Genomic DNA, 19,357 nt, shown 5'->3' on the forward strand with positions numbered 1-19,357 from the left:
AGTTATATTTCAAGGCTGTCCCTCGGACAGCCTACTTTATGTTTTGAACCATAATACGATGATTCGTTTACGCCTTCCTTTACCGTCAAGGCAAATCCACTAGTACAAATTCGGCAGCCTCGCTGCCTGTACATGTAATTTGCAGATCACAGCTTTTGCGGATTCGTGCAGCATCACCCGGTTTGAGATTGAAGTTGCCATCTGAACATACAATCTCAATATGGCCACTAATCAGGAAGAGATGTGTACGCCTGTCTTCATGTTGAGGGTACATTAATTTTTCACTGGATTCCAAGCGGGATAGATAGCAAGTTATATCCTGTGAAATAGGCAATGCTCCCTCAGCTCCTTCTCCCCCTTGCCCCGATACAATCGGACAAAGACGGTTCAGATACTCCTGGTCTTCCACACGACGATTGGTATAAGAGGGCTTCAGCATGCGCTGAGATGGCAAAAACCACATCTGTAGGAAGCGTACCGGTTCATCCTCGGACGGATTAGTCTCTGAATGCTCTACCCCGGTACCCGCACTCATGACCTGAACCGTTCCCGGTTCCAACAATTGCTCCGTTCCGATGCTGTCCGTATGTTTCAACGTACCTGATATGACATAACTAACAATCTCCAAGTCATGATGTGGATGTCGCTTAAAGCCTTCCTGCGGCATCAGTGTGTTGTCATTATGAGCCAAAAGACAACCAAAATGGGCATTGCTTGGATCATCATAGTCCGCAAAGGAAAAGCTGAATTCACTGTGTATCCAACCTCGATCCGACGTGTGCCTTTCTTCCGATGTCACTACTTTAATCATGTTCATCCACCTCCAAAGGTTTAGAACTGCCACACTATCGCAGCAGTTCATGCGTGTATATTAGAATTCTATAAATCAATACCAGTTGGTATGTCATCTTTACCCGTGGTCCGGGTATTCTAATCACGCCCCTTGCTTATGGTTAAACACTTTCTTCAGGTGAGTAAAGCTTGAATTCAGTGTCTGCCCGTCCTACGACTTTACCGGCATCGTTCCGAATGTCTGGTGGATATACTTCTGCCAGTCGTTCGATGGTTTTCCGATTGCTATACCCAATCTGTTCCAGAATAGATTGGGCAATAAGGGCCCATTCTTCTTCCGAACCATCAAGCACTTTAAACGTAATTCCAAGGCGTTCCTTTTTCAGGGCAAAACCAAATACACCCTTGAAACCGCCCTTGGCTACAATGTTGCTGTCTTCAAGCAGTACAGAGTCCACGCGCTGCGTTCCTCCTACCATTAACGGATATTCGTTCATGGCTCCAGTAATCGTCTCTACCGCAGAGCGGGTAGATAGGTCCTCAATCAGATCCGGGCAAGCCAGTTTCAGATACGCGTTCGATAATGCCGACAACGGCAACGAAAATACCGGAAAGCCGCAGCCATCCGTCCCAAGTTCAATCTCTTGCTGTTCAATCCCTGCCATATAGGCCAAGGTCTCCAGAATTTCACGCTGTACCGGATGTTCTGGCTCTGCATAACTGCCCAAATCTGCCTGCTTCATCTGAGTGTATGCGAGAATGCCCAGATGTTTACCAGAACAATTGTGCAGGATACGACGCTTCTCTCCTTGGGCACGCAGCCATTGATTCCTGCTTTCTTCATTTAGGGGATAACTCGGTGCGCAAATCAGGCACTCTTCGCCCAATCCTATTTTGCTTTCCAACTGCTCCAGCACCTGAATATGCATCGGTTCCGATCGGTGCGAGGAAGCCATGATGGCAATCTCCTGAGCAGTCAGACCATACTGTCCGGCAATACCGGCACGAATCCCCGGAATGGCCTGGAAAGGCTTAGCGGATGAACGGGTAAACGCTCTAAAATGAGGGTCGCCGGCTGAATATACAACATTTCCGTTCTCATCCGTAATGCTTATGTGTCCGTAATGGGCGCATTCCATAACGCCCGCACGGTATTCTTTAATTAACAGGGCACTCTCCATGCGAGTTCTCTCCTTTATACTGCCGAATTCATCTCTGCTTTGCGTCACGACGCCGCATGGGATATCTTAAATAGTATAGTACAAAAGCGACGTTTTTACAGTTTTTTCGACAGACATTTCGGGTAATCCTTTATTAATCCTTATCTGCCTACTATCATCCCTGAAGGAGATATACATTATATGCTGCGCAAAAAGTATTCACCCACTTCCGGGTTAGCCCGCAAAACTTCGGTACGTCCATTAGTCAATTGGGCTGGTGTTGGAATGATAGCCAGCGCTTCGGTCGTCTTCTTGCTGGCGTTTCTGGGGGCGTTGCTCGGTAACGATGCAATCCTTTCATTGGATGACCGGGTTCAGCAGTTGTTTTATCTGAACACGGATTCACGTCTTCATCTGCTGCCCTTCATTTCATTCATCACTGCGCTCGGTTCTTTCAGACTTTCTGCCTTGGCAGCTATCGGTTTCTCTATTCTATTCGTGTGGCAGAGCCGTCCCCGTTTCCTCATATATGGATATGCTTTACTTAGCAGTTTTGCCATGATGTGGATTCTGAACACCTTATTGAAAGAACTTTTCAGACGCAGCAGACCTGAGTTGGAACATCTGCTGGTTGTTCATGGATACAGTTTCCCAAGTGGTCATGCGATGATTTCGATGGGGTTTTATGGCATGCTCTTTGCCATCTGGGCGATTGAACGACATCAACGTGAGTCCGGCATCGCTCTGCCTGTCCTTTGCGGAATCACTTTTATATTCTTGGTCGGTCTTAGCCGTATCATGCTGGGTGTCCATTTTCCTACCGATGTTTTCACCGGATTTGCTGCCGGACTGGCTTGGATCCTTTGTATGAATAAAGGGATTCAACGTGCCGTCTGAATTGAATATCCTATAATCCCCAATACATTTCATCCTACAGTGATTGTTTCACCTTGAAGCACGGCGTTTATATACGAAGTAAGCAAACGCGAACAGACACCATCCTACATCAAGCATAAAGGAGGCGGTTGGTATGTGGGGTATCATTATCAGCATTGTTATGGCAGTCATTATCGGTGTAATCGGTGATGCACTTGCTGGTCATAACATGCCTGGAGGAATCATCGGTGCAATGGTTGCCGGATTTGCCGGAGCCTGGCTGGGAGCACTGTTGCTTGGTAACTGGGGACCAGTCATCGGTAACTTTGCCGTAATTCCTGCCATCATTGGAACAGCAGTCTTTGTCTTTTTGCTGGGGCTTGTGTCCAGACTGTTCAGACAGGCTGCCTGATCGGTCCAACAAGGTGTTCGTTGTTTCGTATCCGTTTCTTAAATTTGAAGAAGGAGTGATTTGACATGAATAAAGCAGAAGAACAATATCCTGTACAAAGCGGTTCCAATTTCGCCAAAGGCATTTTCATCGGAGGTTTGCTGGGTGCTGCAGCAGCGCTGCTCTTTGCCCCTAAACCAGGACGCGAATTGCGTGGCGATCTTTCCGAGATAGTGGGAATCGTTACAGATCGCACAAAAGAGGTTGCAGCGGTTGTCGGTGATAAAGCTTCCGAACTGGCTAAAACGGTCTCTTCCAAAACTTCTGATATTGCAAAAACGGTAAACCAAGGTCGTAATGACATTATGGACTCCGTGAAAAAGGCTTCCGCTGATGTGGCGAATGAAGCATCCAAAGCATCGGAAGAAGTGGCTGCCGCTTCTGTAGAAGCGAAGGAAGATACACGTAAAGAATTGAACTCGACCAGCCTGTAAGGCTTGTTGTTCGAGTGACCAATAGCCAGCTGTATTCCAGCTGGCTATTTTTTATCCACACTGCGAAATTTAAAGGAGGAAGAACATGAGTAAAGTCACAATGAACGGCAATACACCCATTACCGGAGGAAAACCCGCACAACAGTATGATACCAGTGAACATCCTTTTGAATTACGTCATGAGGTCAAACGTCTGAACACACGACTCGATCAGATTGCAGACAGCCTGGAAAAATCTCAAATCAAGGATATTATTGAAAACTACAGCAGTCCCAAAAAACGCATCATTACCAACTTCACCGCAGGTATGGCACGTGGTTTGGGTTTGACGGTGGGAACCTTCGTCGTTCTTGGTCTGCTCGCCTTTATTCTCAGTCAGTTCGTGAACATGCCCATTGTAGGGCAATATATTGCTGACTTATTAGGGTACATTGAAGATTATAAAAAATAAATGACCGGACCAAGGTCAGCAAACTTACCGCCTTCGCTTGCCAATAGCACTCTTCTCTGTTTTCTTCACCGACGGCTGGGAGGACTTTACCTTGAGCAGATCCCCTGTCCAGCCTTTCATCATCATCCATACATACATGCCAATCATGCTAATGATTATAAGCGCAAGGACCAGCACTACCCCCCATGTTTTGTCAATCCACGGCAGATTCTCGAAGTTCATTCCCCATATTGCTCCTGCAGCTGTTGCGGGTGTGAATACCGAGGTTACAAGGGTCAGCGTCTTCATGATTTCATTGCCACGCACTCCTGAAATGGCATTATCAATGGAGATCAGTGTATCAATCTCTGTCTCATAATGTTTGAACAACCGCTCCATTCGTTCGATCCGGTGCTGGAGCTGTTGGAAAAAGCGATTCTCTTTCAATTCATCCAGGTAGGCTTCCCTAGAGGCTGCCATTAATTCGGAATACGGAATGAACAGGTTACTCCAATACAGCAGCTCGAATCTAGCCGCGAGAATCTGATCCATCAGTGTGCGTGCATTGCGGGACTCCATCGTCCGCTCCAGATTTCGCAGATTCATCTCAAAGTGATCCATACCTACATGGTAATAATGCAATATGGCGCGAAAGAGTACAAACATGCCGTCCCGTGCTTCATTGCATTGTTGTAACATGGCCGCACGCTCACCAGTATTCATAATCCCTCTAGTATTATCATCTATGTTCAGGGTAACCAATCTTTCTTGATCCACATAGAAAAACATCTGATTATCTTGACGTTGATCGTTTCTTTCATTTTTAACCGCATATAATAAAGAACCGAATATCACAGGCTCCGTGCCATTCATGAAGCGGACAGACAGATAGTTGGACTCTACCTCCGGTATTTTGCGAAGCCAGTACTGCATTTCTGGAAATTCGCTCGTTAGTTCCTCCAAGGCTTCAGCCATGCTCTCCTGATCAGGTGCCACCCAATCCCACCAATCCCAATGGTCTGAGTAGGTGGCCTTGTCCCGACGTGCTTTCAGCTTGACTTTATTCACAATCACAAACATCCACTCCCGCATTCAGCTATTCATTAGAAAATCATTGATCCCCAAAAAGGACACGTATGCATTCCATTGGAATCACGTGTCCTTCTCTATGCCGTGCTCAATATCATCACCGATCTGCATCTCATAACAAGGAAGTATTCGACATAATCTGTTTTAATTTCTCGGTGGCTCGCTTCTGGATACGGGATACACTCATTTGGGAGACTCCCAATTTCTGAGCAATGGCCCGCTGTGACTGACCATCCTGAAATGCCAAAATAAGCACCTTTTGTTCTTGTTCCTTCAACTGTCCCAATGCCTGCTGCAAGTCCATCCGCTTCTCAACCGAATCAAAGTCATTTACATCCGAACTGATCAACTCACCCAAAGTGGCTGCACTCTCATCCTGTGATAGCGGAGAATCCAGTGACACATAGTGATAACATTCCCGACCAGCCAAGACTTCAATGGTTTCCTCAGGGGTTAAATCAAGGTATTCAGCAATCTCGTTCACACCTGGTGAACGTTCCAGCTTCACTGTCAATTCATCAATGGCATGCTGGACAAGTGCTCCCTTTTCCTTAATTCTGCGGGGCACCTGAATATACCAAGACTTGTCCCTTAAATAATTTTTCATATGACCGATCATGCTCTTCATGGCATAAGGTTCAAACGGAATTCCGAGATTGATATCGTATTGCTTCAGCAAACGAATCAGAGCCATCTGCCCGGTCTGATACAAATCCTCATACAGATCGGGTCGATTCCGAGCAATTTTACCTGCTGCCATCTTCACCATCGGTTCATATTTGCGGATAAGAACTGTTGCAATTTCGTTATCCTGGGTTTGCTGGTATTCCCAGATCAAACCTATAGCTTCAGACATGGACTCTGGGGGAGTCACTTTTTCATTCATACTTTCTCCTCACTTCTTGCAAGACGTTTTACGAGTACTACTTTCGTACCTTTGCCCGTCTCACTTTCCACACTGACATCGTCCATCAGAGCTTGCATCAGGTAAAATCCAAGTCCACCGATTTGGGCATCTGTCAGCTCTTTGTCGTGAAGGCCTGCACGGGATACGGACGGGTTAATGTTCTCAAAGCTGGCTCCTTCATCTTTGACAGTAATAGCCAGCGTGTCACTATCCACTTCGAACACAACCTCAACCATGCCGCCTTCGTGTGAGTAAGCATACAGTACAGAATTGTTACAAGCTTCGGATACAGCAACCTTCATATCCTCAATGTCCTCATAAGAAAATCCCATTTTGGACGCAACACCATATAAATTGAGCCTTACAATATCAACGTAATCAGCTGTCGCCGGTAAGTTAAGGGTGACTCTTTGAACTTCTGCATTCATTCCTTTTTCGATCCTTTCCTATTGGGAATTCTTCTGTGAGACAAAGAATTTGGCAATACCCGTCATATCAAAAAGTTTCTGAATTTGCGCAGGAACTTCCTGTACTTCAAAGCGAGCTTCCATTCCATGCCGTGCTTTCAGAACAGATAACAGGATACCAATCCCTGTACTATCAATGTACTTCAAATCTTGCATGTTAATGATTAAATCTTGTTCCTTGTTGTCCACTAACGGCTCCATCACCAAACGGAATTCAGGAGCAACTGACAAATCCAGTTCGCCAGTCAGATACACCGTGCATACGCCGTCATGTGTTTCTGTTCTTGCATTGAATTTTTCATTTTTATTTGTATTCATTAGACATCTCTCTCCTGATCAATGGTTTCTTTACCTAATAACCCATCTACAGCCTATATGAAACATTAATCGAATTAGCAGATATTTCAATTGGCCTGATTCATGGCCGATGAATTGGATTGGAACAATTGCTTCTGTTCCTGGAATCGGGATAATTTCTGCTTCACCTGTCCCATTTTGACCGGTTTACTAATGTAATCATCCATGCCCACAGCTGAACACCGCTGCTGAATTCCATCCATGACATTGGCGGTCATCGCTACAATAACCGGCTGTTGGTCTTGAGGAAGGCTCTCACGAATTCTGCGAGTACATTCCAATCCATCCATCACGGGCATCTGTAAATCCATAAATATATAATCATAATTGCGGTTTGCCAAAACCATTTCCAGCGCCTTCTTGCCATCTTCGGCGATATCTGAGGCCAGCCCTAGCTTGCCCAGCATAATAGACATTAGTTTCTGATTAATAGGGTGATCATCAACGATTAATACACTTGGATGCATTTCATAATTTTTTTTAATGTCCGTAAGCTGATCTTCCCCCATACCTTTCGTCAGCTCAGTCTCGACATACCGCTGCGCCTGAATGGTAAATACAAACGTAGCACCATGCAGTTCCGACGTATCCAGATATATCTTTCCACCCATCATCTCAACAAGCGTTTTGCATATAGCCAGCCCCAGACCGGTTCCACCATATTTACGCGTCATGGAAGTATCCAGTTGGGAAAACGGCTGGAATAGACGATCTATTTTGTCAGGCGCTATGCCTATTCCTGTATCTTTTACAGCAAACTCCAGCGTCATTCGCCCGTCTTTTTCCTCATTAACGGATACGATCAGATACACGCCACCGTGGTCCGTAAACTTGATGGCATTGGCAATCAGATTCAATAAAACCTGGCGAAGCCTTGCCATATCTCCATAGATCAGTTCGGGTACCGAATCTTCCAGGAAATATTCAAGCTCAATATTCTTTTTGCCAGCTTCAACCGCGAACAGTCTCAGTACTTCACGAATACAGGAAACAAGTTCGAACGGATGCTCTTCCAGCTCCATTTTGCCCGATTCCATTTTGGTGAAATCAAGGATATCGTTAATCACCGTAACGAGTGCGTCGGCACTGCGACGTACAATGTCCGCGTATTCCTTCTGATCTTCTTTCAGATCGGTTTCCATCAACAGATCAACCATACCGATAACACCATTCATCGGCGTACGAATCTCATGACTCATCATGGCAAGAAACTCGGTCTTCGCGTTTGCAGCGATTTCCGCTTCCTCTTTGGCCTGAACGAGCTGCTGGTTCATTTTCTCCAGTTCCTGCGTCTTCTGATGCAGCAGCATCGTCTGTGTTTTCAAACGTTTATTCGTGATAAACATTTCTACAAAGCCCTCGATTTTGGATTTCAAAATCTGAGGGATAAACGGCTTGACCATATAATCAATGGCCCCTGCGGAATAACCCGCAAATAAATGCTCAGCCTCTCTGCTGTTTGCAGAGATGAAAATAATCGGCACGTCCTTGGACTTGTCACGCGCCTTGATTAGTTTTGCTGTCTCAATTCCGTCCATCCCAGGCATCTGCACATCCAGTACAATGACCGCAAATTCGTCCTTCAACAAACAGCGAAGTGCCTCTTCCCCGGAGGTTGCCTTGACGAGCTTGTACTGTTCCGATTCCAGAACCGCTTCGAGAGCGAGCAGGTTCTCGGGGCGGTCATCTACCAATAATATATGGATTGGTTCATTGAGCCCCATGACTAAGCCTAACCCCCTATTTAATCTTCCGGTATATTTTTTCCGTCCGGTCTAACGGCTCGTAGGCATCGCTGAATTCTGTAAAATGAATCGATTCTTTGGACCCCAGAACAAGGATGCCGAAGTGGCTCAAACTTTCATGAAAAAGTCCGTGCACATGGTTCCGCAGTTCATCATTGAAATAAATCATGACATTACGGCAGAAGATTACATTAAACTCGTTAAATGACCGGTCTGTTGCCAAATTATGTTCGGCAAAAATAATATTTTTCCGTAGATAAGGATGAAATATAACGGAATTATATTTCGCGGTGTAATACTCCGAAAATGCGCGGGTGCCCCCGGCTTCCAGATAATTTGTAGTATATAATTTCATTTTCTCAATGCCATATACGCCTTCCTTGGCCTGCTGCAATGAACGATCATTCATATCTGTTGCGTATATTCTGGCCTTGTCGTACAGTCCTTCCTCATGCAGCATAATCGCCATGGAATAGACTTCTTCTCCTGTAGAACAGCCAGCATGCCATATCCGGATGTACGGATAAGTCCTAAGTACAGGAACAATCTCTTCCCGGAAGAACCGAAACAAGGTTGGGTCACGAAACATTTCTGTTACAGGGATGGACAGATTCTGTATAAAACGATCAAAAACAGAACGGTCATGAAGCACTCTCTCCTGTAAACCTGAAATGGTCTTCAACCCTTCGGCATGTACATAATGCCAGATTCTGCGTTTTAATGACGGTAACGCATAGTTCCTGAAATCATATCCATATAAACGGTGCATACCTTCCAACAGCAACTCGATCTCGATCAGTTCACGCTCTTCATCTTGCGGCATGCGGATCGATTCTGCCTCCGCCTCGGTAGGTTCCCACGGTGTCATATTTTCTCTCCACTTCTTCATTTGTTACTTGCATATTGTTGTATTGTCTTTCATTACCCAAACTATAGGGTTACGAATACAGCCATACGCGCATTAAGGATAACAATTGATCCGTTTGAATCGGTTTTTTCACATAATCGGATGCTCCGGCCTCTATACACTTGCCTCGATCATCTTTCATTGCTTTTGCGGTCAAGGCGATAATTGGCAATTTCTCGAATTTCGGCATTTGTCTGATCCGTGTCATCGCCTCATAACCATCCATTTCCGGCATCATCATATCCATTAATACCAGATCAATTTCCGGGTTCTTGTCCAGAATCTCCAGAGCTTCACGGCCGTTCTCCGCAAAGGTCACATCCATGCGATAGCCTTCAAGCACACTTGAAAGGGCAAATACATTACGGATGTCGTCATCCACAAGCAGTATTTTCTTCCCTTCAAACAAGGTTTCCTTGTTATGCAGCTTCTGCAGTATTCGACGCTTATCTTCTGGCAGGTTAGCTTCTACGCGGTGCAGGAACAAGGTCGTCTCATCAAGCAGACGTTCAGGTGACTTCACGTCTTTGATGATAATGGACTCCGCGTATTTGCGAAGTTTCATTTCTTCTTTGCTGTCCAGCTCTTTACCTGTATAAATAATGATCGGAAGATCATTCAAATACTGGTCGTCCCGAATCTGGTCAAGCAGCTCGAATCCAGTCATATCTGTCAGCATCAAGTCCAAAACCATACAATCATAGCGTTGACTGTGCAATTCATTTAAGGCCTCACTGCCAGTGGACACTGCTGTGATAGCAACGTCATCATGGCCAATCAGTTCTATAATTGCTTTCCGCTGTATTTCATCATCTTCTACAATCAATAAACGTTTCAATTGATTCTCTGTATAGGATTCGATATGCGAGAAAGCTTTATCCAGCGAATCTTTACTGGAAGGTTTTTTCAGATAAGCAATGGCTCCCATCATCAAACCTTGTTTCATATCATCAATAACCGAGATGACATGTACCGGGATATGACGTGTCGCCGAGCTGCTTTTCAGTTCACCCAGAATCGCCCAGCCATCCATGACAGGCAACTGAATATCAAGGATGATCGCATCCGGCAAATATTGACGGGCCATTTCGAGTCCTTTGTCTCCTTGAAGCGCCACAATAGCCTTAAATCCTCTACCTCTCGCCATATCCATCAAAATATGTGCAAAATTCACATCATCCTCAATAATAAGAAGAATCTTGTCATCTTCCGATAGGTTCTCCTGATCATCTTCCAGCTGTGAAGGCACAGGTAAATCAGTTTTAGGCAGCTCCATGAACGAAGTGCTATCCGGGTCAGGTGTGAGCACGGTCTGTCTACCCGAACGCATCGTCTGTGAGTCTCTTCCGAAGTTTTCAATCTCAGAAGCAATTGCGGCTTCTCTTACCGCGTCATCCACCTGAACCTCATCTTCGTGATTATCCGGCAGGAACAAGGTAAAGCTGCTGCCCACACCTTCGGAAGACTCTACCTGAATAGCTCCCCCAAGCAGGCGGGCAAGTTCGCGACTTATGGACAGGCCCAGACCCGTTCCACCGTATTTACGGCTGGTTGTACCGTCCACCTGCTGGAATGCTTCAAAGATCAGATCCGTCTTGTCGGAAGGAATTCCAATCCCGGTATCCTTCACGGTGAAGCCTACATATTCCTGATTCGTATTTAGATACCCAGGAAGCTCTTCTTTCTTCATCTTCTGTCCAATCAAGCTTACAGATCCCCGGTTGGTAAACTTAAACGCGTTCGACAACAGATTCCGCAAAATCTGTTTAACGCGATGGCTGTCGGTATATACCCATTCCGGCAAATTACTGTCGAATTCAATGTTAAGATCGAGTTCTTTTTTATTCGCCATTGGGCCAAAATTCTGTTGAACAAAGCTGGTCAGTTCTTCCATCCGCATCGTTTCATAATTGATATCCATTTTGCCCGCATCCACTTTGGACAGATCCAAAATTTCATCAATCATTTTCAGTAAGTCCGCACCGGACATATAGATCGTTTGGGCGTATTCCTGCTGTTTAACACTCAGATTTCCATCCTTGTTCTCAGATAACAATTGGGACAGAATCAAAAGACTGTTCAGTGGTGTACGCAGTTCATGTGACATATTTGCCAAAAATTCCGATTTGTATTTGCTCGTCATCGACAATTGCATGGCTTGCTGTTCCAGCTGTGTTTTGGTTTGCTCAATCTCATCATTCTTCTCTTCCACTTCACGCACCTGTTCTTCCAGTGCACGAGTCTTGGCAATCAGTTCGGTATTGAAGTGCTCCAATTCTTCCTGTTGACGCTGAAGCAGCTCCTCAGAACGTTTGAGAGCTCCCGTCTGCTCTTCCAGATTTTCATTGGAACGGCGCAACTCCTCTTGCTGTGTCTGAAGCTCTTCGGATTGTACCTGTAATTCCTCTGTGAGCGCCTGAGATTCCCGCAGTAACTCCTCCACCCGCAAACGGCGACGAACATTGTTGAGAATAACGCCCAGATTCATAATCAGCTGCGAGAACAGCTGTGTATGCAGATTAGTGAATCCTTCAAACGAAGCCAGTTCGACAACACCAATCAGTTCATCCTCAAATACGACAGGATAGATCATGACACCAGAAGCACGCGATGATCCCGTTGCTGATCCGATGTTCACATAATCGTCCGGGGTTTTTTCCATAATAATAGGGGTCATATCCAATGCGGCTTGGCCAATTAATCCTTCGCCAATACGGTAAACCTCTTTGCCGACATCTTCATTCTCTTCAAAGGCGTAGGCGCCATACCGTCTCAGTTCATCCGGATGTTTCTCTTCATCGATCAGGTATACAACACCCAATTGAGCTCCAAGCACAGGCGTGAACTCGCTAATAAACATCTGTGAGATCTGGCGAATTGAACCTATGCCTCGCAACAACTCCGGAACTCTGGCTATGTTCGAACTCATCCAGTTCTGATCTTGCTGTGCTTGAAGATAAGCTTTCTCCACTTCCAGTTTTTCTTCCAAATCACTGGAAACATCCTTGAACACATTGGCAATCTGACCAATTTCGTCGGTAGACTTCACCTGTATGCGGCGAATGGTTCGATAACGGCCTTTTCCAAAGCTGGTGATCATCATGGATACGGTATTCAGACCCCGCGTAATACTCGGTAGTACCCACATGATAACGCCAAGTGCAAGCAGCAGCCCCGCAATCATAATGCCTACTGTAATCTGGACCGCGCGCATATAGGCTGTGTTTGCATCCTTAATCTCGATATCTATCTCCTGATCCTGAAAACGGGACAGGGCATTCAAGCTGTCTACAGCTTCCTTCTGCACCGCCAAGCCGGTTGAATTCCGGTAGTTATTGGCATCTTCCACCCGGTTCTGGGACATTAAACTGACCTGTCTCGCGGCATAAGCATTGTAAGCTTCCCAGGCCGTATTCACACGATCTACCAGTTGGTGCTCTGGTGCGCTGTCTGCCCGATCCCGCACTTCCTCAAGGTAACGTTCCCCCTTTTCCTGCATGTCCTTCAGTTCGCCGTCTGCGGCACTAATCGAATTATTGGGATTCAGCAACAAGTTAGCCAGCACTTTCGCTATATCATTAACCTCTCCACGTACCGACGAGGTGTATCTAACCTTTAGATATCGCTCCTGATACATTTGGTCAATCTGTTTATTGCTGCTATTCAGCCGTTCGTAACTCACAAACGTCAGCACGATCATGATGGCCATCAGAGCGGTAAAGCCAATCAGCAGTTTATTTCTGATTTTCATTCAGCTTCGCCCCCCTTATTTAAGGTAATCCACACCAAACATTTATCATCATCCCGCTCCTGCGGAATTTCATCATTGAAGAACAACGCCTGCATGGCCGCTTCATCCCACTGGTGAGAACCCGCCAGATGTTCCTTCAGAAAAGCCTGCTGCATTTCCTGATCACCTTGAACAGCTTCAGTCAAACCATCCGTATAAAGTGCAATGTGACCATCACCTTCATAGTGAACCGTCTGTGGTTCAATATCCATCTTGTCGAACAGTCCTACAGGACAGCAGACGCTGTCAAACGTTGTCACACTTCCGTCGTGACGGAAAAAGAGTGCCGGCGGATGGCCTGCGTTCACATAATCAATTCGCTTCATGCGTGTATCTACGACCAGATATATTGCTGTAAAATAGTACTGCACCAGCTGTTTTTCCAGATGCAACTGATTAAAACGCCGATTCAGCTCCTGAATAACCTTTTCAGGGTCCACATACGTTGTAACCGTGTCTTTCAACACGGAAGCAATGAACATGGTAAATAGGGATGAAGATATGCCATGACCCATCATATCCAGCAACAGGACTCCATATCTGCCTTCACCAAGCGGGTACCAGGAATACAGATCACCCGCAAGTTCAAACGAAGGTTTGTAAATAGCATTAACGTGGAACAACGGATCTTCAATTGCTGGGCTTAACACAGCATTCTGCACCATAGCCGCAAGTTTCAGTTCATCCTGAATCCGCTGATCCCTCTCTTTATGCCAGTCCTTCTCCTGCTTTAGGCGCAGCGCAAGACGAATTCTGGCCATCAGTTCGACTTTGTTAATCGGTTTGGTCACATAATCGGATGCACCTGCATCGAGCGCCTCGGCCAATTTCTTGGAATCTCCGATCGCGGTTACCATAATAATAGGTATATCCTTGAGATTTTCGAATTTCTGCACAATACTGCATGCTTCGATTCCATCCATCTCCGGCATCATCATATCTAGCAAAATCAGGTCAATATCCGACGGCTTGGGACGAAGTTCATTGTTTTCCTCACCAATCCCAAGGACTTCAAACATCTCCATGGCAGAACTTGCCGTTACAATGTCACGATAGTTTTCTTTTTTCAGAATTTCTCGAATGATAATGACATTCGTCGGATTGTCGTCAACAATAAGTATTCTCATTTCTATCTCCTTATCTGTGGCGTCCGGGTTTGTCGATTCTTATCAGGTCAGCTAACAACCTTAATTATACAAATTTCGCATACAACACAGCGGTAGACATAATAATTCCTAGTATAACTATAATCGTATTATCAGAAAACTTCTATCAGTAAATGGCACCATCGCAGGAGAATCCACCTGCTTGTTACCCTGTTTTTGCTGCGATCTGATCCCGCTTCCAAACTTGCAAAAACATAGATAAGGAATGGGGAAATCCCCATTCCTTATCTATGTTTTTGGTTAAGCATTTTGCGTCATCAACTGGAAAGCTCTTTTGATTGATGCAAAATACTAGGTCTGGAGCTTGTCCAGCTTACATGCTGTATATCAGCTAAGCTATTCTTTCTTTTTGGCAATTACAAGCACCTTGCCTTTATCGAGTTCACTCTCGTAAAAATCCGCCTCAGCTTCGGTGAAGCCCATCGAAACAATTTTGGCCCGGAGTTCATCCCCACGGGAGCGGAACAGATTCGCCATGGAATCAAATATGCCTTCTTCCTTAATTCCGATCTCTTTGGCATCTGCCGTATCGGCAATCCGATCTGTACGATCCTTTTCATGGGCTAGAACGAAGATATGATCAGCAAGGTATCCGGTAATCTGCAATTCTTTCACCGCTTCTACCGCTTGAACTCCGTTTTCTACCACTTTTGCATAAGCTTGCGCATTGGTTGAATTCATCGTTTCCACTCTCCTCTGATTGATCTTCTTTATCGAGCTACTTAGTATATAACCATACGATATCGGGTTGAAACGCTTCTGAATTAACAATCCTAGGAAACCGATTCATCAAAGAGGTCTATTCCTTCAATATGATTGGAACCTGGCTTCATATACACCTTCAGCGCCTGACTTCCTCGAAGAAAAACTTCTCCATCCTCTGCTACATAATACGGCTTGCCCAAAACATCTCGAATGGCTTCAATATTCATATCAATCCAATCCTGATTAATCTTCAGCCGTTTCTCGGAAGCATCAATATGCACATAATTGGCCACTCCTGTATCTTCGCAGAACCCAACCGTTACATCCTTGAACTGATACTCAGGGCAACCCAGGTATGGATCATGTTCCTTATGAACTGGTTTGCCTTTATTAGCTAAAATATCATCGATGCTGTCATCCAAAGATATGTCATTCAGAGTCCGAAAATGCTGGACAGGTCCGGATCGATCAGCAGCCAGAATGATCTCTGGTGACTCCTCTTCCAATGCCGTCCATTGCATATCATGAGCAGCGGGTACCGCTGCCGGTTGAACGGAAAAGGGAGAAATTACGCTAAACATAACAAGCAGTAGTTTCATCATGATTCTCACCCTTTCATCAGGTTCATCACCGCTCTGAAGACTTCTATTCGTTACAAAACGGTCATGCTATTTCCGCATACGCTGCCATACATTAGCCGCTAAATCCACATATTTCAGCCAGTTTTTGCTTCCTTTGGCATCATCATGATATGTAGCTTCATAGGATTGCAGTGTACGATCTGCCGGTGTAGCGGGCGGCGTCTGTACTACTTTCGCTACTTCGGAACGTTTACTCTGTTCAGTGCTGCTGCGTTTCGTCTGGAACTTGGCCATCAAAGTAGATGACACCTGCTTTGCTGCTTCCGTCACTTCGTTCAGCACTTCACCCAGATTCTGTACAGATTCCATAACGGGATCAATTTGTTTCATTTTGTGCTGCACATCAACTGTAATATCATTGGCATGTCTTACGGTCTGTTTGACTTCATAACTAAGCTCATCAATGGTCTTCTGAACTTCCTGCAGTGTCTGTGACACATTGTCGAGTGAACCCTGAGCAGACTTCAAGGTACGAATTAAGAAGAATACAAGTACTGCAAATGCAACTGCAATTAAAGCCACACTAATTTGATAGATCATAAAAGAACCTCACTTTCCAGTATAAATCGGTTTTGTTATTGCTTAGTTACCCGACCCATTCCGAGGCGAAACAAATAGGATATGTACAGTAAAAACAACTCCTCCTGGTAAAATATCGCAATGTTTCAACCCGAATGACCTCGGTTAAAGAACAACTACACACGGCAGTGAGACGAACACTTCTCGCTACCAAAGTTCTATAAACGAAAGGATGATACCCATGTTGAAATGGTCGGTACTGTTTCTAATTATTGCTCTTGTTGCAGGTATTTTTGGATTCTTCGGTATTGTTGAGGCAGCTGCTTCCATTGCCAAAGTACTCTTCTTTATCTTTGTCGTACTGTTCGTCATCTCCCTGATTACGGGACGCAGCCGAATGCGATGAATGGGGATTCCCAATTATAAACAGCATTCGATACATACAAAAGCCTATCGCGCTTGCCAAAGCCGGTAGGCTTTTGTGCGTTCATAATCTCTTTTTTGCACCAATTCTTCTCCCAGCACATTACGACGTATCTCTATTATGTATTACGCTCCCTTCTGGTCTATTCCATCGCTTCTCCCCGATTACATCATAAAAACAGGACCATTATGATATAGCCAACCCGGTTTTCTCCCACCGAAGTATGATATTTACAGCCTCCCCATATACCCACATATGCTCCAGTTGACACTGGAGGATTCAAGAATAAATTGTTATAATTTGTGATTCATAAGTAAGCTTGCTTGGTTACTTTTAACACAGGACAACACTAAACGAGGAGGAAAAACAAATGAAAAAAATCGTAAGTTTTGCCGCTGCTCTGACATTGATGGGTTCCATGGCTGCTGCCGCAGGTGCTGAGGAAGCGGTTACCGGAACGGTAGCTCCAGAAACGGGAACTCCCACAACCACAACAACGCCGGCCGTTGAAGTGAACAAACCTGCTGTAGAAACTGTAGAAGGCACAGCTGAGACCGTAACTGGCACAACCGTAGACACAACCGGTACAGAAGGTACTTCTACGACTGCTGAAACAACAACATCAACAACGGACGACAAAATCTTTGATGAGCCTGTTGTGAAAGCAGGAGATGAGGTGCTGGTCCCTACGATGCTGCTCAACCTGTTGGAGCGCACATGGTTCTATGACGCACCTAATGGCAAACCAATCGGCGCACTGGGCTCCCAAGTCATCGATACAACAGGTGAAGTTGTAGATGGATTCGACGGTGGTCAATGGGTACAAGTATATACGTGGAAAGGTAAAGCCTGGATCCACGTCGCTATTCAATAGTATCGTATTATCGTTCTAATGATAAGTAAAGAGGACAGCACGCAGGCAGCGGCTGTCCTCTTTTTCATTTTAAATGCCATGACTTCAGGTTTGTCCCTCCCGATTTCAAGGGCTTCCCGTCGTGCCTACTTCCATCTTCGGCTCCACATGCACATGTACATGCATAATATTATGTGAACGTTTCAAGCGCTCTTCGACCCGGTCACAGATCTGATGACCTTCGATCAGGCTCAGTCCTCCGTCCACTTCAATAACTACATCGACCAGTACATGACTGCCGTGCACACGTGCCTTCACGTCCTTGATCATTTCCACTCCAGGAACCCGCGCCACAGATGATCTTAGGTCTGTCAGTTCTTTCTGATCAAATCCGTCTGTCAGACGATGTGTTGAATCACGAAAGATTTCCCAAGCTGTCTTACAGATCAACAGGCCTACAGCAATTGCAGCGACTTTGTCCAACCAGGGAAAGCCAAATTGCGCACCGATGATTCCTACCGCAGCCCCTATGCTGACCCAAGCATCCGAACGATTATCTTTGGCCGCAGCCATCAGGGCCTGACTGTTAATTTGTTTGGCAAGACGATGATTGTAACGATATACGCCCAGCATGACCAGCGCACAGACAACCGCAACCGCTGCTGACCAAAGATTCGGTGCTACAAAGTTCCCTTCATACCAAGAACGAGCTGCTTCAACCAATACCTGCAGACCAACCATGGCCATAATAAATGATGCAATCAGGGCAGCGACTGTTTCCGCTCTAAAGTGACCATAGGCATGATCGGAATCAGGTGGCTTCTGGGATATGCGTAGTCCGATCAATACAGCAACAGACGCAACAATATCTGTAAGGTTATTAAAACCGTCTGCCAGCAAAGCACTGGAAGCAAACAAATATCCGCAGATCAATTTAAAAGCAGACAAGACTAGATAGGCCACAATACTGACCCAAGCCCCGCGCTCTCCTTTGCGTATTTCTTCATAGGCGTTCAAAGCGGGCGACACTCCTTTAACGTATCGTATTACGGTTGTTCCATGTTACCAAATGCGTACCGTGTGGGTCTATAGAAACAGTGTTGCCAAGCTGCATTGCTGTAGGAAAGCTGAAACAAAGTTGCCAGACCGCAGGGCTGTAGGTGAAGAGAAAAAGTGTTGCTCCAGTCAAAAAAACTGAAGGATTTCAGCATTTTATCAGGTTGCCCTTGTGGGGCTTTTGTAAAACGTATAAAATGAGTACATCCCGTCCAATTCGGACGGCTTACTGTAAGACCGGGAGGGAATAACGATGAGCGATAATACTGAACCGAAAAAGATCAGTTTGCAGGATGCCATACGCCAGAAATTGGCGCAGAAGAAAGAACAGGCAAACACGGGTAACCAATCCAGTGCCTATTTTGAAGGCGGACCAAAAGCGATGAAGAGCCAAAACAACAAAAAGCCTAACAATCAGCGCCGCCGTACTGGCGGATCCTAGACCACAAACAGCTCTGATGAGAGAGTTTTAACGGTATAGGATCACCCGGTATAACGTAACGAAAAAAGAACCGCAAGCCTCCTCCTGGAGAACTTGCGGTTCTTTTTTATTCTTTAGGAAAACGTATAGTTCGTTCATCATCTTAA

Annotated in this window: 21 protein-coding genes; 7 read left to right on the plus strand and 14 right to left on the minus strand. The window is 45.4% G+C overall.

The genetic code is table 11. The annotated features are described in order from the left end of the window. Positions 1-85: 85 nt before the first annotated feature. Together MHB49_RS29190 and MHB49_RS29195 are read right to left on the minus strand one after the other, a co-directional pair. Positions 86-811, minus strand: a complete 726-nt coding sequence (locus MHB49_RS29190; protein ID WP_405153930.1) for a pirin family protein — start codon at positions 809-811, stop codon at positions 86-88. Positions 812-953: 142 nt separating this feature from the next. Next, a complete protein-coding gene (locus MHB49_RS29195) occupies positions 954-1,973 on the minus strand; it encodes an asparaginase (RefSeq protein ID WP_405153931.1) in 1,020 nt (339 codons plus the stop codon). A 180-nt stretch (positions 1,974-2,153) separates the two neighbouring features. Here MHB49_RS29195 and MHB49_RS29200 point away from each other — a divergent pair, with 180 nt between their 5' ends. The 4 genes from MHB49_RS29200 to MHB49_RS29215 all read left to right on the plus strand — a co-directional run bounded on the left by MHB49_RS29200 (position 2,154) and on the right by MHB49_RS29215 (position 4,164). Beyond that, entirely contained in the window at positions 2,154-2,849 is a 696-nt protein-coding gene (locus tag MHB49_RS29200) for a phosphatase PAP2 family protein (protein WP_247899340.1), read from the plus strand. 133 nt (positions 2,850-2,982) lie between these two features. Continuing rightward, positions 2,983-3,240 (plus strand): GlsB/YeaQ/YmgE family stress response membrane protein, encoded by a 258-nt coding sequence (locus MHB49_RS29205; RefSeq protein ID WP_063566604.1) that lies wholly within the window; start codon positions 2,983-2,985, stop codon positions 3,238-3,240. 65 nt (positions 3,241-3,305) lie between these two features. Beyond that, positions 3,306-3,713 (plus strand): YtxH domain-containing protein, encoded by a 408-nt coding sequence (locus tag MHB49_RS29210; protein WP_405153932.1) that lies wholly within the window; start codon positions 3,306-3,308, stop codon positions 3,711-3,713. 85 nt (positions 3,714-3,798) lie between these two features. Further along, the gene (locus MHB49_RS29215) at positions 3,799-4,164 is read left to right on the plus strand and encodes a DUF5665 domain-containing protein (RefSeq protein WP_024631356.1); all 366 of its coding nucleotides are present in this window, start codon (positions 3,799-3,801) and stop codon (positions 4,162-4,164) included. A 24-nt stretch (positions 4,165-4,188) separates the two neighbouring features. On the opposite strand, the gene MHB49_RS29220 is transcribed toward MHB49_RS29215, so the two are convergent. From MHB49_RS29220 to MHB49_RS29270, 11 genes are all read right to left on the minus strand, one after another. After that, positions 4,189-5,217 carry a magnesium transporter CorA family protein gene (locus MHB49_RS29220; RefSeq protein WP_405153933.1) on the minus strand — a complete coding sequence of 343 codons (1,029 nt, stop codon included), beginning with the start codon at positions 5,215-5,217 and terminating at the stop codon, positions 4,189-4,191. A gap of 127 nt (positions 5,218-5,344) precedes the next feature. Then, on the minus strand, positions 5,345-6,118 hold the full coding sequence (locus tag MHB49_RS29225) for a sigma-70 family RNA polymerase sigma factor (RefSeq protein WP_405153934.1): 774 nt from the start codon (positions 6,116-6,118) through the stop codon (positions 5,345-5,347). Then, positions 6,115-6,567 carry an anti-sigma B factor RsbW gene (gene rsbW, locus MHB49_RS29230; RefSeq protein ID WP_405153935.1) on the minus strand — a complete coding sequence of 151 codons (453 nt, stop codon included), beginning with the start codon at positions 6,565-6,567 and terminating at the stop codon, positions 6,115-6,117. The genes MHB49_RS29225 and rsbW overlap by 4 nt, the downstream gene beginning before the upstream one ends. Positions 6,568-6,585: 18 nt before the next feature. After that, positions 6,586-6,924, minus strand: a complete 339-nt coding sequence (locus tag MHB49_RS29235; protein WP_053778980.1) for an STAS domain-containing protein — start codon at positions 6,922-6,924, stop codon at positions 6,586-6,588. An 86-nt stretch (positions 6,925-7,010) separates the two neighbouring features. Then, positions 7,011-8,687: a response regulator gene (locus MHB49_RS29240; protein WP_247899343.1), complete on the minus strand. Its 1,677-nt coding sequence runs from the start codon at positions 8,685-8,687 to the stop codon at positions 7,011-7,013. Between the two features lie 16 nt (positions 8,688-8,703). Further along, complete coding sequence (locus MHB49_RS29245) at positions 8,704-9,576, minus strand: CheR family methyltransferase (protein ID WP_405153936.1); 873 nt, start codon at positions 9,574-9,576, stop codon at positions 8,704-8,706. 70 nt (positions 9,577-9,646) lie between these two features. Further along, positions 9,647-13,366: a response regulator gene (locus MHB49_RS29250; protein WP_405153937.1), complete on the minus strand. Its 3,720-nt coding sequence runs from the start codon at positions 13,364-13,366 to the stop codon at positions 9,647-9,649. Then, a complete protein-coding gene (locus tag MHB49_RS29255) occupies positions 13,363-14,532 on the minus strand; it encodes a PP2C family protein-serine/threonine phosphatase (protein ID WP_247899346.1) in 1,170 nt (389 codons plus the stop codon). Before MHB49_RS29255 ends, MHB49_RS29250 begins: the two co-directional genes overlap by 4 nt. Positions 14,533-14,907: 375 nt before the next feature. After that, entirely contained in the window at positions 14,908-15,252 is a 345-nt protein-coding gene (locus MHB49_RS29260) for a general stress protein (RefSeq protein ID WP_247899347.1), read from the minus strand. Positions 15,253-15,344: 92 nt separating this feature from the next. Next, positions 15,345-15,878, minus strand: a complete 534-nt coding sequence (locus MHB49_RS29265; RefSeq protein WP_405153938.1) for a hypothetical protein — start codon at positions 15,876-15,878, stop codon at positions 15,345-15,347. A gap of 66 nt (positions 15,879-15,944) precedes the next feature. Beyond that, positions 15,945-16,457, minus strand: a complete 513-nt coding sequence (locus MHB49_RS29270; RefSeq protein ID WP_405153939.1) for a DUF948 domain-containing protein — start codon at positions 16,455-16,457, stop codon at positions 15,945-15,947. A 220-nt stretch (positions 16,458-16,677) separates the two neighbouring features. Between MHB49_RS29270 and MHB49_RS29275 the strand changes: the two genes are divergently transcribed. Continuing rightward, positions 16,678-16,842, plus strand: a complete 165-nt coding sequence (locus tag MHB49_RS29275; RefSeq protein WP_017692264.1) for a DUF1328 domain-containing protein — start codon at positions 16,678-16,680, stop codon at positions 16,840-16,842. Between the two features lie 388 nt (positions 16,843-17,230). After that, complete coding sequence (locus MHB49_RS29280; RefSeq protein ID WP_405153940.1) at positions 17,231-17,734, plus strand: hypothetical protein; 504 nt, start codon at positions 17,231-17,233, stop codon at positions 17,732-17,734. 105 nt (positions 17,735-17,839) lie between these two features. Here MHB49_RS29280 and MHB49_RS29285 read toward each other — a convergent pair whose 3' ends face one another. Continuing rightward, positions 17,840-18,730, minus strand: coding sequence for a cation diffusion facilitator family transporter (locus MHB49_RS29285; protein WP_405153941.1), 891 nt, complete (start codon positions 18,728-18,730; stop codon positions 17,840-17,842). A gap of 292 nt (positions 18,731-19,022) precedes the next feature. On the opposite strand from MHB49_RS29285, the gene MHB49_RS29290 reads away from it, so the two are divergent. Beyond that, on the plus strand, positions 19,023-19,211 hold the full coding sequence (locus tag MHB49_RS29290) for a hypothetical protein (RefSeq protein WP_062325854.1): 189 nt from the start codon (positions 19,023-19,025) through the stop codon (positions 19,209-19,211). Positions 19,212-19,357: the final 146 nt, after the last annotated feature.

The organism is Paenibacillus sp. FSL K6-0108, assembly GCF_045040695.1.
GTDB lineage: Bacteria > Bacillota > Bacilli > Paenibacillales > Paenibacillaceae > Paenibacillus > Paenibacillus pabuli_B.